The organism is Curtobacterium sp. BNK-1 (genome assembly GCF_048685235.1).
Taxonomy (GTDB): Bacteria; Pseudomonadota; Gammaproteobacteria; order Enterobacterales; family Enterobacteriaceae; genus Pantoea; species Pantoea agglomerans.
This window is the reverse complement of sequence record NZ_JBLQTJ010000001.1, coordinates 1,667,712-1,680,909: the sequence shown is the minus strand read 5'-3', so window position 1 is coordinate 1,680,909 and position 13,198 is coordinate 1,667,712. Positions and strand designations below refer to the sequence as shown.

The 13,198-nt window shown below is 59.4% G+C and carries 9 protein-coding genes; 5 read left to right on the top strand and 4 right to left on the bottom strand.

Annotated features, from left to right (window positions below):
• Positions 1 to 94 precede the first annotated feature (94 nt).
• The 3 genes from ACMGGP_RS07990 to ACMGGP_RS07980 are packed head-to-tail and all read left to right on the top strand — an operon-like array spanning position 95 to position 6,785.
• The gene (locus ACMGGP_RS07990; protein ID WP_498798337.1) at positions 95 to 1,456 is read left to right on the top strand and encodes an SrfA family protein; all 1,362 of its coding nucleotides are present in this window, start codon (positions 95 to 97) and stop codon (positions 1,454 to 1,456) included.
• Positions 1,457 to 1,458: 2 nt separating this feature from the next.
• Positions 1,459 to 4,422: a virulence factor SrfB gene (locus tag ACMGGP_RS07985; protein ID WP_010670101.1), complete on the top strand. Its 2,964-nt coding sequence runs from the start codon at positions 1,459 to 1,461 to the stop codon at positions 4,420 to 4,422.
• Positions 4,419 to 6,785, top strand: a complete 2,367-nt coding sequence (locus ACMGGP_RS07980) for a virulence factor SrfC family protein (RefSeq protein ID WP_010245302.1) — start codon at positions 4,419 to 4,421, stop codon at positions 6,783 to 6,785. Before ACMGGP_RS07985 ends, ACMGGP_RS07980 begins: the two co-directional genes overlap by 4 nt.
• Here the strand turns inward: ACMGGP_RS07980 and ACMGGP_RS07975 are convergent.
• The 3 genes from ACMGGP_RS07975 to ACMGGP_RS07965 form a co-directional block, all read right to left on the bottom strand.
• The gene (locus ACMGGP_RS07975) at positions 6,782 to 7,045 is read right to left on the bottom strand and encodes a barstar family protein (protein WP_010670099.1); all 264 of its coding nucleotides are present in this window, start codon (positions 7,043 to 7,045) and stop codon (positions 6,782 to 6,784) included. The two genes, ACMGGP_RS07980 and ACMGGP_RS07975, sit on opposite strands and share 4 nt — an antisense overlap.
• Positions 7,046 to 7,047: 2 nt before the next feature.
• Positions 7,048 to 7,482, bottom strand: coding sequence for a ribonuclease domain-containing protein (locus ACMGGP_RS07970; protein ID WP_010245306.1), 435 nt, complete (start codon positions 7,480 to 7,482; stop codon positions 7,048 to 7,050).
• Positions 7,483 to 7,568: 86 nt separating this feature from the next.
• Entirely contained in the window at positions 7,569 to 7,910 is a 342-nt protein-coding gene (locus tag ACMGGP_RS07965) for a helix-turn-helix domain-containing protein (protein ID WP_009090299.1), read from the bottom strand.
• A gap of 302 nt (positions 7,911 to 8,212) precedes the next feature.
• Between ACMGGP_RS07965 and ACMGGP_RS07960 the strand changes: the two genes are divergently transcribed.
• Both ACMGGP_RS07960 and oqxB read left to right on the top strand, forming a co-directional pair.
• On the top strand, positions 8,213 to 9,367 hold the full coding sequence (locus tag ACMGGP_RS07960) for an efflux RND transporter periplasmic adaptor subunit (protein ID WP_498798336.1): 1,155 nt from the start codon (positions 8,213 to 8,215) through the stop codon (positions 9,365 to 9,367).
• A gap of 12 nt (positions 9,368 to 9,379) precedes the next feature.
• Positions 9,380 to 12,532, top strand: a complete 3,153-nt coding sequence (gene oqxB / locus ACMGGP_RS07955; protein ID WP_031593601.1) for a multidrug efflux RND transporter permease subunit OqxB — start codon at positions 9,380 to 9,382, stop codon at positions 12,530 to 12,532.
• Between the two features lie 234 nt (positions 12,533 to 12,766).
• Here the strand turns inward: oqxB and ACMGGP_RS07950 are convergent, their stop codons facing one another.
• On the bottom strand, positions 12,767 to 13,192 hold the full coding sequence (locus ACMGGP_RS07950) for a type II toxin-antitoxin system HicB family antitoxin (protein ID WP_010245317.1): 426 nt from the start codon (positions 13,190 to 13,192) through the stop codon (positions 12,767 to 12,769).
• Positions 13,193 to 13,198 lie beyond the last annotated feature (6 nt).

The following is a 13,198-nucleotide window of genomic DNA, read 5'->3' as shown; positions in this document are numbered from 1 at the left end:
CCGTTTGATTTGTCCTTGCCCCGCGTAAAATCAACCTAATCGTCGATAACACGCGATTTTCTGCCTCAGACAACGACCGATAAGGGCCCAACAGGTGGCAAAAACTTTTCTGCGCAGCGGTAATTTAGATGCAGTTCTGGCGTTAGGTGAAAATGGCCAGCCGGTCTACGCCTCAGCATTGCAAATTCGTGAAACCCTGCGCCTGCGCCGTCAGAGCGCACTGGCAGATTGCCTGGCCATTCCTCAGGCCAATGAACGGGGCGATCGCCTCGACTGGTATGCCCCTTTTAGCGGCCGGGTCAAATCCTGGCTGGGTGCCAGCGATCATGAACGTCGCGCGGCGCTGCAACAGCTCACCGCCTGTCAGCAGGATATGCAGGATCTCAGTACGCGCGCGCGCGCAGCTGAGAACCCATCGATGCGGCTGTTTGGTGCGCTGCTGAGCAAAACCCTGCAATTCCCCGACCAGCAGTATGTCTATCTGGTTGATGGCAAACCGGTCATCACCTTCTGGGGCTTTGTCGATGCCCAGGCGCGCAGCCGCGATGACGCGCTGGCATGCCTGCGTGACACGCTGGAAGAGAACCTGCCAGTGGCGCTGGTTGAACCGCTGCCTGAGCTGCCTGCCGCGCCGGTCATCGCTGAACCAGAGATAATCACTGAGCCCGAACCTGAACCTGTGGCTGAACCGCTGCCGGTTGCGGCACCCGTTGAAGCTCAGCCGGCGACGCCTGTAGCGGCTCGCCGCCGTTTCCGCGTCTGGTATCTGTTACCGCCGGTGGCGATTGCTGCTGCCGTGACGGTGGCCGTGTTGCTGCATCGTTCTGAACCCGTAAAAACACCGGTTGCCACTGCGAAGCCAGCGTCAGCCCCGGCGACGGTATCCACTCCGGCCCCTGCTGCGACTCCGGCACCGGTTGCGGCGACACCGTCTGTCACGCCACCTGCAGAGCAGGCAGCACCGGAAAAACTCCCTGAATCGCAGCCGCAGAAACCGGCCAACACCACCACCGATACCGCACCGGCAGACGCATCTGCTACCCTTGCCACAACGGTGACGGCGCCGGTTCCGGCCAAACCCGATGACCTGATCGTGACGCCGGATGCGGTGCGCGATGGCCAGGTTAGGGTGATTGATGGCCGCTGGCGTGTCAATATCGACCAGATGCCGACGCCAACCGGTAAGCCTCCAGTGATGCGCTTCCAGTTTAAAAACGGCAAAGGCAGCGTGCAGATCGCCCAGGGCAATACCACCTGTAAAGCGGATGTCAGCGCGGCCATGACCAGCGCCGGTAACCTGGTGATTGAGAGCCGCTACACGGCGAAGTGCCAGAACAATTCGCGCTACCGTATGCCGCTGCTGGTCTGCCATGCGAGTATCGGTGCCGCAGTGTGTGAAGCGCAGTATGCTGATGACCGGGTCTTCCCGATGACGATTAAGCGTGAGAGTAAATAACGATGCTGGCTCCCCTGATCGATGACAAACAAAAAATTTCGCTGATTGAAAACAGCGGCGTGCAGTTTCTGGATTTCGGCCTGCAACTCTCAGATACCCCTGCGCGCCGCCAGTTTGTGCGCCAGACCGCCAACGGCCCGCTGCTGCGCCTGAACGTCGATGGCAACAGCGGTAAGTTCCTGCTCTATCCGGAAGATGGCGGCGCTGCGGAAGTGGTGCGCCCGGAGTCTGATATCGCGCTGGCGGACTCGCTCTCTCTGCTGTCAGCCTGCTGGCTGCCGCTGCCGATGCTGCGCTGTGCCAGCGGACGTCGTTTTATCGGCGGTCCTGAAAACTGGGCGCGGATGCGTCTGGTTGCGCTGCCCGCGCCCGATGCAGCGGGCAATACCCATCGCGTCAGCCTGGCCTTTGATACCCGCTGCGTGGCGGAACAGGATGGCGGTGAACAGCTCGGCCTCAGCACGGCTGATGCACAGAACGGTGTGACCTTTGCGCTCGCCTGGCACAACTACGAGCTGGGTGATTTTCTTGACCTGACCTGGGTTGACGGCTGGCTGCGCGAATCCTTTACCGACCGCGTCTCCGATCGCCGCGAACAGGCGATTAATCAGGCGCTGCGCGAGTTTGAGTATCAGGCGCACTACCTCAATCTGCTGGAACTGCTGGGCGAACAGCTCGACCTCAGCGAGATCCATATTCAGGCCGCCACGCTGCAGACCCCGGCGGTCAATGTCGATATCATTCTGGATGTCGGTAACTCCCATACCTGCGGCATTCTGGTTGAAGATCACCCGGAAGAGAGCAACGGCCTGAAACAGACCTATGAGCTGCAGCTGCGCGATCTGTCGCAGCCGCATCAGGTTTACAACGAGCTGTTTGACAGCCGTCTGGAGTTTGCCGAGACCCGTTTTGGCAAAGCGAACTTCTCGCTGGAGAGCGGTCGTGAGCAGGCCTTTATGTGGCCTTCTTTGACGCGCGTCGGCCGTGAAGCGAGCCGTCTGGCCCTGCAGCGTGTGGGACTGGAAGGCAGCACCGGCCTCTCCAGCCCGCGCCGTTATCTGTGGGATGAGGCGCGCTATCAGCCAGGCTGGCGTTTTAACACGCCCGGCGAGCAGGCTGAACCGCTGGCCTATGCCGCACCCTTTACCACCCTGCTCAACGACGAAGGCCAGCCGCTCTCGACGCTGGCACCCGACGATCGTCTGCCGGTCTTTTCTCCGCACTACAGCCGCAGTTCGCTGATGACCTTTATGCTGTGTGAGCTGCTGGCTCAGGCGCTGATGCAGATGAACAGCGCGGCACAGCGTCAGCGGATGCCACAGAGCCACGCGCCGCGTCAGCTGCGCCATGTGATCCTGACGCTGCCGTCAGCGATGCCGAAGCCGGAGCGTGAAATTTTCCGCCGCCGGATGCAGGAAGCGCTGGCGCTGGTCTGGAAAGCGGAAGGCTGGCTGGCTGACGAAGATGACCTTTCACCAGCACTGCCACGTCAGAACCCGAAACCGCTGCCGGATGTGCAGATGGAGTGGGATGAAGCGACCTGTGGTCAGATGGTCTGGCTGTTTAATGAAACCCAGGTCAACTTTGCCGGTCGCGCCGAAGACTTTTTCAGCAGCATGGCCCGTCCGGATCGCCCGCGCGATGCTGACGAACTGCCAGGCAAGAGCCTGCGCATCGCCTCGATTGATATCGGCGGCGGCACTACTGACCTCGCCATCACCCAGTATCGTCTGGATGATGGTCAGGGCAACAACGTCAAAATCACGCCGCGACTGCTGTTCCGCGAAGGCTTTAAAGTCGCGGGCGACGATATCCTGCTGGATGTGATTCAGCTGTGGATTTTACCGGCGCTGCAGCAGCATCTGCAGAAAGCGGGCCTGACGCTGGCGGAACCGCTGATGAACAAGCTGTTTGGTCACGACAGCCGCATGGACGGTCAGGCCACGCTGCGTCAGCAGATCACCTTACAACTGTTTATTCCGCTGGCGCAGGCGGTACTGGAACGCTACGAAAACTGGGATCCGCTGGAGAGCCATGCGGAGATCAACGCACTGTTTGGCGAGCTGGTCGATCAGCCTCCGGGCGAAGCGGTACTGGCCTTCGTCAACGGCGAGATTCAGCGCGAATTGGGCGGTAACAGCCGCTTTGACCTGCTGCAGGTGCCGCTGGTGGTGAGCCTGTCCCAGCTGCACGGCGAATTTATGCAGCACCGGATGGCGATTATCCCGGCGCTGCGCTCAATGTGTGAAGTGGTGTCGCTCTACCAGTGTGACGTGCTGCTGCTGACCGGTCGCCCGTCGCGCTTCCCGGGCATTCAGGCGCTGGTGCGTCATCTGCAACCGCTGCCGGGCAGCCGTATTTTGTCGCTGGAAGGCTATCACACCAGCGACTGGTATCCGTTTAACAAACATGGCCGCATCGACAACCCGAAATCGACCGCGGCGGTCGGCGCGATGCTCTGCCTGCTGGCGCTGGATCTGCGCCTCAGCAGCTTCTGGTTCCGCGCAGGCGATTTTGAACCCTACTCGACGATTCGCTATCTTGGCATGCTCGACGAAAACCAGGCGCTGACGGACGAGAACCTCTGCTACAGCGAAATTGACCTCGACGATCCCGGCTATGTGCTGGATAAAAAGCGCAGTTTCCGTATTCGCGGCAACGTCTGTCTCGGCTTCCGCCAGCTTGATAACGATCGCTGGCCCGCCTCGCCGCTCTATAGCCTGACGCTGAACGACGCCACCCTGGCGCGTAAAGTGGCCGGTGAGAGCGTGCTGCGCATCCGGCTGGCGGTAAAAGCCGGACCCGACGCGTCCGGCCCGGAAAGTCTGGTGCTGAGCGATGCCCGTCTGGATGATGGCACCCGCGTGCCGCTGGAGCAGTTGAGTCTCAAACTAAATACCCTGTCGGCAACCGGCAATGCCAATGCGCAATACTGGATTGACAGCGGGAGCGTGTGTAAACGATGAAAGCCCTGAAACCCCGTCAGCCGCAAACGCTGGCAAAACGTCTTGGCCTGTTGCAGGACGCCCTGAATAACAGTCTGGCCTGGATTGAGAGCAGCCGTGAGCAGTCGCCGCGTCTGGCGCTGGAAGCAGAAACCCTGACGCTGCAACTGCGCCAGGCGCGCGTGCAGACTCAGGCGCTGGCGCAACAGGTGGCGCGTCCGGTGACGCTGGCGCTGTTTGGCCAGTCGCAGGCGGGTAAGGCCTGGCTGCTGAACGAAATGGTGGCCGATGCACAGGGCCAGTTAGTGACCCGCATGGGTGATAAACTGCTGAACTGGTTTCAGCATATCAATCCCGGCAACCTCGATTTTGCTACCGCCACCCGTTTCAGCCATCAGCGTGAGCCGCTTTCAAACGAGTGGCCGGTTGAACTGATGCTGCTGAGTGAAGCGGAGATCGTACGGCTGATGGTCGCCTGTGCCGGCGCGACAACACCCGACACCGCACAGATCGACAGCGCACTGCAGCGCCTGCAGCGTCATCGCCTCGCCACGCCGCTGGCGGGTCTGGAAGGCGATGCGCTGGTGACACTCTGGTCCTGGTGCCGTCGTCGTGCGCACCACGATGCGCGGCTTGATCGTCATTTCTGGCCGCAGGCGGTTGAGCTGGCGCCCTGGCTCAGCGTTGACGACCGGGTACAGCTTTTTTCACTGCTGTGGCCGGGTCAGCCTGAACTGAATGAGATGCTGCGCACCCTGCTGCATCTGCGTCACCAGTTGCGTAACAGCAGCCGGGTGCTTGCTCCACTGAGCCTGCTGACCGACACATCACTGCTGCCGGCCGAGCAGCTGATTGTGCCGGCCAGTGAGCAGGATCAACAGCAGCTGGTGGAAGTCTGCCCGCTGAATGGTAACCGCATCGGTAAGGCGCAGAACGTGCCACTGGGATTACTGGCGCTGCTGACGCTGGAAGTGCTGGTCCCGCTGAGTTCCACACCGCGAACCGCACTCTATGATGATGCCGATATGCTGGAACTGCCCGCGCCAGGCCAGTCCGGTGACGCGGCAATCCAGGAAGATCGTCAGCGCCTGCAGCAGCAGGATCCGCTGCGTGCCCAACTGCTGGAGCAGAAACGAGCCCTGCTGCCCGGTTTTTACGCCGCGCGTCAGGCAATTGATCTGCTGCTGGTCTGTACCGCAGCCAGCCAGCGTCAGGATGCCGACCTCGCCAGCGAAACGCTGCGCGAATGGCAGCGTCAGCAGCCCGCACAGGAATCCGCAGAGAAACCGCGTCTGATCTGGGCGATTACCCCTTTCGATGCCCGCCATCAGCAGGTCAATGTAGATGAAGCGGTGCAGCGTCAGATGGGACAGCCCGGTCAGCACTGGGGATCGATGCTGGCACTGGATCGCGCGGGCGTCGACCGCATGGCGAGCTGGTTGCAGGATGAGATGCAGCCGGAAGCGCGCCGCGACATGCTGCTGGCTCAGCTGGCGCAGATTCAGCACACTGTGGTGGAGCGGCGTTTATTGCCCTGGACCGAAGCGGGTGCCAGCCCGGAACAGGCGGCACGCAAACAGAATATCGCCGATACGCTACTGAAGTGTTTACAGCATCGGACCGGCCTGCATGGCGAGCTGCTGGAACGCCTGCAGCCGCCGCGTGAGGCGCTGCGTCAGCTGTGGCTCAATCAGTCGGCCTTGCAAGGCAGCAAACCGGCCAGTATTCAGGCCCCGGAAAATCAGTTTGGCATCGGGTTTGAATTTGATCTGTTCAGTGAGAGCCCGGCTGAAGCGCCGGTTCAGCCGCGTCAGAGTCTGCAGAGCGCGCAGCAGTATCCGCGTCAGGTGCTGCTGCTGTGGCTGGATCATCTGCGTCAGCTGCCGGAAAACCGCAGCCTGCTGGCGTTGCTGAACGTGGATAAGCCAACGATGGAGTGGCTGGTTGAAGAGCTGATCACGGCCGGATTCCGCACCGATATCGCGCAAAAGCTGCAGCAGGCGCTGCATGAGCCCGATACGCAGAGCGTCAGCCATGAATCACGCGCGGATCGTCAGGTGACGCGGGCGATGACGGTGCTGGGGGATTTTGTGGCCTGGCTCGGCTTTTTACAGCGTCCTGAAAATGAACGCCCTTCCAGCCGCGTTAACCGGGGTCAGGTGATTTTCTCGCGGCCTCCGGCTCCCAGCGTCAGCTTCAGTTCCGGTCAGCGTCTGACCAGACTCTCCGCCGCCCCGGCCAACCACACGGCCTACTATATCTACGACTGGCTGGTGGGGCTGAACCAGGTCATCATTGAGAACAATGGTTACACCGGCGGCGGCGATCTGCCGCTGGCAGCCCGCGAAGCACTGGTTGCGCTGCTCAAGCCGCTACGCGCTTAATCAATGATCAGGCGCAGTTCGCCCTCCAGCGACTGCGCCGCCTCTTCCAGCAGCGCCAGCACCGGCGCTAAATCGGCCTGATGCGCGGCATAGTGCTGCAACCACATTGTCGCAGGCAGCGCCATCCCGCCCGTCAGCCAGTCCCATAACGCATCCAGATTATGTCCGAAGGTCTGCGGACAACCGCTCTGCTCAGCAAACTGCTGATAAAACGCCGCGCGCGTGGTGAGCTGACGCAGGTCAAAGGTCAGATTAAGCATGATCAGGGCACCTGCCTGAAACTGCGGTAGTGATCGGTGGAGAGAAACACCAGCCCGTCAGAGGAGTAAACCAGGCGATCGGCGTCGCGATGCCCGCAGCGATAATTCACATCCGCTTCATACCACTGACGGCCCGCACGCGCGGGCAGACGCTTTTCACGGTTCGTAAAGCGATCGCCGCCAATGGCTTTGCCTGGCAACACGTCACACAGGTTGCCTTTGGCCGGATTCCAGCCACGCTTGCGCGCGTCGTTTTTGGTGAGGTAGTAGTCCGGCAGTTGCTGATGCTGCAGCACCCAGCGCGCCACGGTATGGGCGTCAGTCAGGGTGGCGATATCCGCCTGGGCAGGGGCTGAAACGGAATTCAGATAGGGTTTAAGGCCGTAGAAACAGGCCGCGAGGACGAGAAAAAGTCCAATCCAGAGTTTTTTTGACATGATGGCATCCGTGACGACAGGACGCAGATGATACCAGTTTTGCGCGCAGAGAAAAGCGCGGGCCAGACAAGCTGGCCCTGGCGAGGTTATGCTGCGTGCGAATCCCCGCTGTGCCGACGCCATGCACCCGGCGCGACGCCATACTGGCGTTTGAAGCTGCGGTTAAAGGATTGCTGGGAGTCGAAACCTAACGAGATAGCCACATTAAGAATTGGTTCATCTGTGCTGGTCAGGCGGTCGGCTGATTTCTTCAGCTTCTTAACCCGGATGTATTCACCCAGTGGATAACCGGTGTGCTCTTTAAACATGCGCTGCAGGTGCCATTTGGAGTAGCCCGCGCGCTCTGAAACGGTATCCAGATCCAGACGTGCTTCGATGTTGTTATCAATCCAGTCGATTAAATCGTGAATAAAAGCATCACTCATCATTCCAGTCTCTCCTGTCGCCGTGGCGAAAAGTATTAGTATCAGTTGCAGTTACACTTAAGGGTGGCTGACTATGCCATTTAATGCAAGTTTTATTAGTACATTAAATGCCGCACTATTTGTGGGGTTTTAGCTAAGTTGTTCAGGCTTTCATCGCCCTGCCCTAAACCGCACATAAAGTGTATCTGTTATTCTTGCAGTTGCCAGCCACGCAAGCCTACACTCACCGCGATTAATTGCAATCTTAAAAGTTGCAAATATTGGCCTGCAGGCCGCCTGTTTATATCTATCGCGGAATAACAACAATGATTACGAACCGGGTTCGTCAGGGTTTAACCCTCTTAGGGATGGTACTGCTCATCACGCAACTGAGCGGCTGCGATAAAGGTGTGGCGCAAAACGCCGCTCCCCCGCCGCCTGAAGTGAGTGCCGCACCCGTGCTGATCAAACCGGTCAGTCAGTGGGACAATTTCAATGGCCGGGTTGAAGCGGTGCAGAGCGTGCAGTTGCGTCCGCGCGTCTCTGGCTACATTGATGCCGTTAACTATCGTGAAGGCGATGAGGTCAGAAAAGGTCAGGTACTGTTTACCATTGATGACCGGAGTTACCGCGCGGCGCTGGAGCAGGCCAAAGCGGAACTGGCCCGGGCGCGCAGTCAGGCGAGTCTGGCCCGCAGCGAATCGGGCCGCAGCGAGAAGCTGATCGGCACGCAGGCGATTTCCCGCGAAGCGTGGGAGCAGCGTCGTTCTGCCGCCAGTCAGGCGCAGGCGGATGTGCTGGCCGCAGAGGCCGCGGTCGATATGGCGCAGCTGAACCTCGACTTCACCCGCGTCACCGCGCCGATTGATGGTCGCGCCAGCCGGGCGATGATCACCGCCGGTAACCTGGTGACCGCCGGCGACAGCGCCAGTGTGTTAACCACGCTGGTGTCGCAGCAGCAGATGTATGTCTATTTCGATGTCGATGAGAACACCTTCCTGAACTATCAGGCGATGGCGCATCAGGGCCAGCAGCGCCATGCGCTGCCGGTTGAGATCGCGCTGGTCGGCGAACAGGGTTTCCCGCACCAGGGCAAAATTGACTTTCTGGATAACCAGCTGACCGCCAGTACCGGCACTATTCGTATGCGCGCCCTGCTCGACAATCAACAGCGGCAGTTTACGCCTGGCCTGTTTGCCCGCGTGCGTCTGCCCGGCAGCGCGCAGTTCGAGGCGGTGCTGATCGATGATAAAGCGGTATTGACCGACCAGGATCGCAAATATGTCTACGTGGTGGATGGCGAAGGTAAAGCGCAGCGGCGCGATATCCAGCCTGGCGCGATGGTGGATGGTTTGCGCATCGTTAAATCGGGTCTGCAATCCGGCGACAAGGTCATCATCGCCGGTCTGCAAAAAGTATTTATGCCCGGCATGCCGGTCACTGCTCAGCCGGTCGCCATGCGTGCGGCAGCCGCTCAATAACCCGAGGCCGCTATGGACTTTTCCCGTTTTTTTATCGACCGGCCCATTTTTGCTGCGGTGCTGTCGATCCTGATTTTTGTGACCGGGGTGATTGCCATCCCGCTGCTACCAGTCAGTGAATATCCCGACGTGGTGCCACCCAGCGTGCAGGTGCGCGCCGAGTATCCAGGCGCTAACCCGAAAGTGATTGCGGATTCCGTGGCGACGCCGCTGGAAGAGGCAATCAACGGCGTCGAAAACATGATGTACATGAAGTCAGTGGCCGGTTCTGACGGCGTGCTGGTGACCACCGTCACCTTCCGTCCAGGCACCGATCCTGATCAGGCGCAGGTGCAGGTGCAGAACCGCGTAGCGCAGGCGGAAGCCCGTCTGCCGGAAGATGTGCGTCGGCTGGGGATCACCACCCAGAAGATGTCGCCGACCCTGACGCTGGTCGTCCACATGTTCTCACCGAACAATACCTACGATTCGCTCTACCTGCGTAACTACGCCACCCTCAAGGTGAAAGATGAGCTGGCCCGCCTGCCGGGTGTCGGTCAGATTCAGATTTTCGGCGCAGGCGAGTATGCGATGCGCGTCTGGCTTGATCCCAATAAAGTGGCGGCGCGTGGTCTGACCGCCTCTGACGTGGTAACGGCGATGCAGGAGCAGAACGTGCAGGTCTCTGCCGGTCAGCTGGGTGCCGAGCCGCTGAAAAAACAGAGCGATTTTCTGCTGTCAATCAACACCCAGGGACGACTGGAGAGCGAGCAGCAGTTTGGCGATATCATCCTGAAAACCTCGGAAGATGGTTCGCTGGTGCGGCTGCGCGATGTGGCGCGGATTGAGATGGGCTCGGGCAGCTATGCCCTGCGCTCGCAGCTGAATAACAAAGATGCGGTCGGTATCGGCATCTTCCAGGCACCTGGCGCCAACGCCATCGACCTCTCCAATGCGGTTCGCGCCAAAATGGATGAGCTGGCGACCCGCTTTCCCAACGACGTGAAATGGGCCGCGCCTTACGATCCGACGGTGTTTGTCCGCGACTCGATTAAAGCCGTGGTGCAGACCCTGCTGGAAGCGGTCATTCTGGTCGTGCTGGTGGTGATTCTGTTCCTGCAGACCTGGCGCGCCTCCATCATCCCCCTGCTTGCGGTGCCGGTTTCGATAGTCGGTACCTTTAGCGTGCTCTATCTGCTTGGCTTCTCGCTGAATACGCTGAGCCTGTTCGGGCTGGTGCTGGCGATTGGTATCGTGGTGGATGACGCCATTGTGGTGGTGGAGAACGTCGAACGTAACATTGAGATGGGGCTGTCGCCGCGCGCCGCTGCGCATCAGGCGATGCGTGAGGTCTCCGGGCCGATCATCGCCATTGCGCTGGTACTGTGCGCGGTGTTTGTGCCGATGGCGTTTCTCTCTGGCGTCACCGGGCAGTTCTATAAGCAGTTCGCCACTACCATCGCCATCTCTACAGTGATCTCTGCCATTAACTCGCTGACGCTCTCGCCTGCGCTGGCGGCGATGCTGCTGAAAGATCATCACGCGCCGAAAGACCGGCTGACGCGGATCATTGATGCGCTGTTTGGCTGGCTGTTCCGGCCGTTTAACCGCTTCTTCCAGCGCAGTGCCCATGGTTATGAATCGCTGGTGGGCCGTACGCTGCGTCGCCGTGGCGCCGTGTTTGGCGTCTATATTCTGCTGCTGGCGGGTGCCGGATTTATGTTCCACACCGTGCCGGGTGGATTTATTCCGACGCAGGATAAGCTCTACCTGATTGGTGGCGTGAAGATGCCGGAAGGTTCCTCTCTGGCGCGCACGGATGAAGTGATTCGTAAGATGAGCGAAATCGGTATGCAGACCGAAGGCGTCGCCTATGCGGTCGCGTTCCCTGGCCTGAATGCATTGCAGTTCACCAATACGCCGAACAGCGGCACGGTGTTCTTCGGTCTGAAGCCGTTTAATGAGCGCAAACATACGGCGGCGGAGATCAACGCTGAGATCAATGCGAAGATCGCTCAAATCCAGCAGGGCTTTGGCTTCTCGATTATGCCACCGCCGATTCTGGGGCTGGGCCAGGGCTCGGGCTATTCGCTCTATGTGCAGGACCGGGCGGGTCTGGGTTATGGCGCACTGCAGACGGCGATTAATACGCTGTCGGGCAGCATCATGCAGACGCCAGGGATGCACTTCCCCATTTCCTCTTATCAGGCCAACGTTCCGCAGCTTGATGTGAAGGTAGACCGGGATAAAGCCAAAGCGCAGGGAGTATCGCTGACCGCGCTGTTCAGCACGCTCCAGACCTATCTCGGCTCGTCGTATGTGAATGACTTTAACCGCTTTGGCCGCACCTGGCGGGTGATGGCGCAGGCTGACGGGGATTTCCGCGACAGCATCGAAGATATCGCTAACCTGCGTACCCGAAACGATCGCGGTGAGATGGTGCCGATTGGCAGCATGGTCAACATTACCACCACCTACGGTCCCGACCCGGTGATCCGCTATAACGGCTATCCGGCGGCGGATTTGATTGGTGATGCCGACCCACGCGTGCTCTCCTCGGCGCAGGCGATGAGTCAGCTCGAAGCGATGTCCGGTCAGCTATTGCCAAACGGCATGAACATCGAGTGGACCGATCTGAGTTATCAGCAGTCAACGCAGGGCAATACCGCGCTGATTGTCTTCCCGATGGCCGTGTTGCTGGCGTTCCTGGTGCTGGCCGCGCTGTATGAGAGCTGGACGCTGCCGCTGGCGGTGATCCTGATTGTGCCGATGACCATGCTCTCTGCGCTGTTTGGCGTCTGGCTGACTGGCGGTGACAACAACGTCTTCGTGCAGGTCGGACTGGTCGTGCTGATGGGGCTGGCCTGTAAGAACGCGATTCTGATCGTCGAGTTTGCGCGGGAGCTGGAGATTCAGGGCAAAGGGATTGTGGAAGCGGCGCTGGAAGCGTGTCGCCTGCGTCTGCGTCCGATTGTGATGACCTCCATCGCCTTTATCGCCGGTACAATACCGCTGATTCTGGGTGAAGGCGCGGGTGCAGAGGTCCGCGGCGTTACCGGTATTACGGTCTTCTCCGGCATGCTCGGCGTGACGCTGTTCGGCCTGTTCCTGACGCCGGTGTTCTACGTCGCCCTGCGCAAGCTGGTGACGCGCCGGTCAGGTAGTGCATCGTCCGTGACGGCGTAAACCGTAAAAGTTAAAAGGGGCGACCATATGATCGCCCCTTTTTTTGCCTGTGATTCACTGATTCCAGCAGACCCCACCTTGTAGGCTAACGCCGCTTCAATCTTTCATTCAACGTTTCAATGATAAACGCATTCAGCGAGGTTTCATTGATCACGGCGGGTTGTCCGGCGACATTAGCCAGATCTGAATTATTACTCATCTTTGACCTCCAGCGTTCTGCTTGCGGGCAGATGATCAGGTACGAATTTCAATCCGGGCTTTGCGTCCCAGCTGAGCCAGCGCCAGTTCCACATTTTCGACTTTCGATGAGTGCTCCACATCCAGTAGTCGATCAACCTGTGGACCATTCACACCCAGCTGGCGTGCCAGATCGACTTTACGGGTGCCGGTTTCAATCATTGCGTTGTAAAGTGCCGCTTTCATTGCCACCAGTACAGGCACAGAGACAATGTACTCTCCTTCCAGCGGTTTACTGGCAACCGGAATCGGACGACGCGTATCCATCTCGAGAGAGATTGCCGTCACCAGCCCATCTTCGGCTTCTGCAAGTGCTTCCTCAACGGTGTCACCCACGGAATGCAGTAACGGCAAATCACGACACGAGACCTCATAGGTATCGGTTTTGGCGTCATGAGTTAATCTGACGGCATAATTAAACATAGAGTT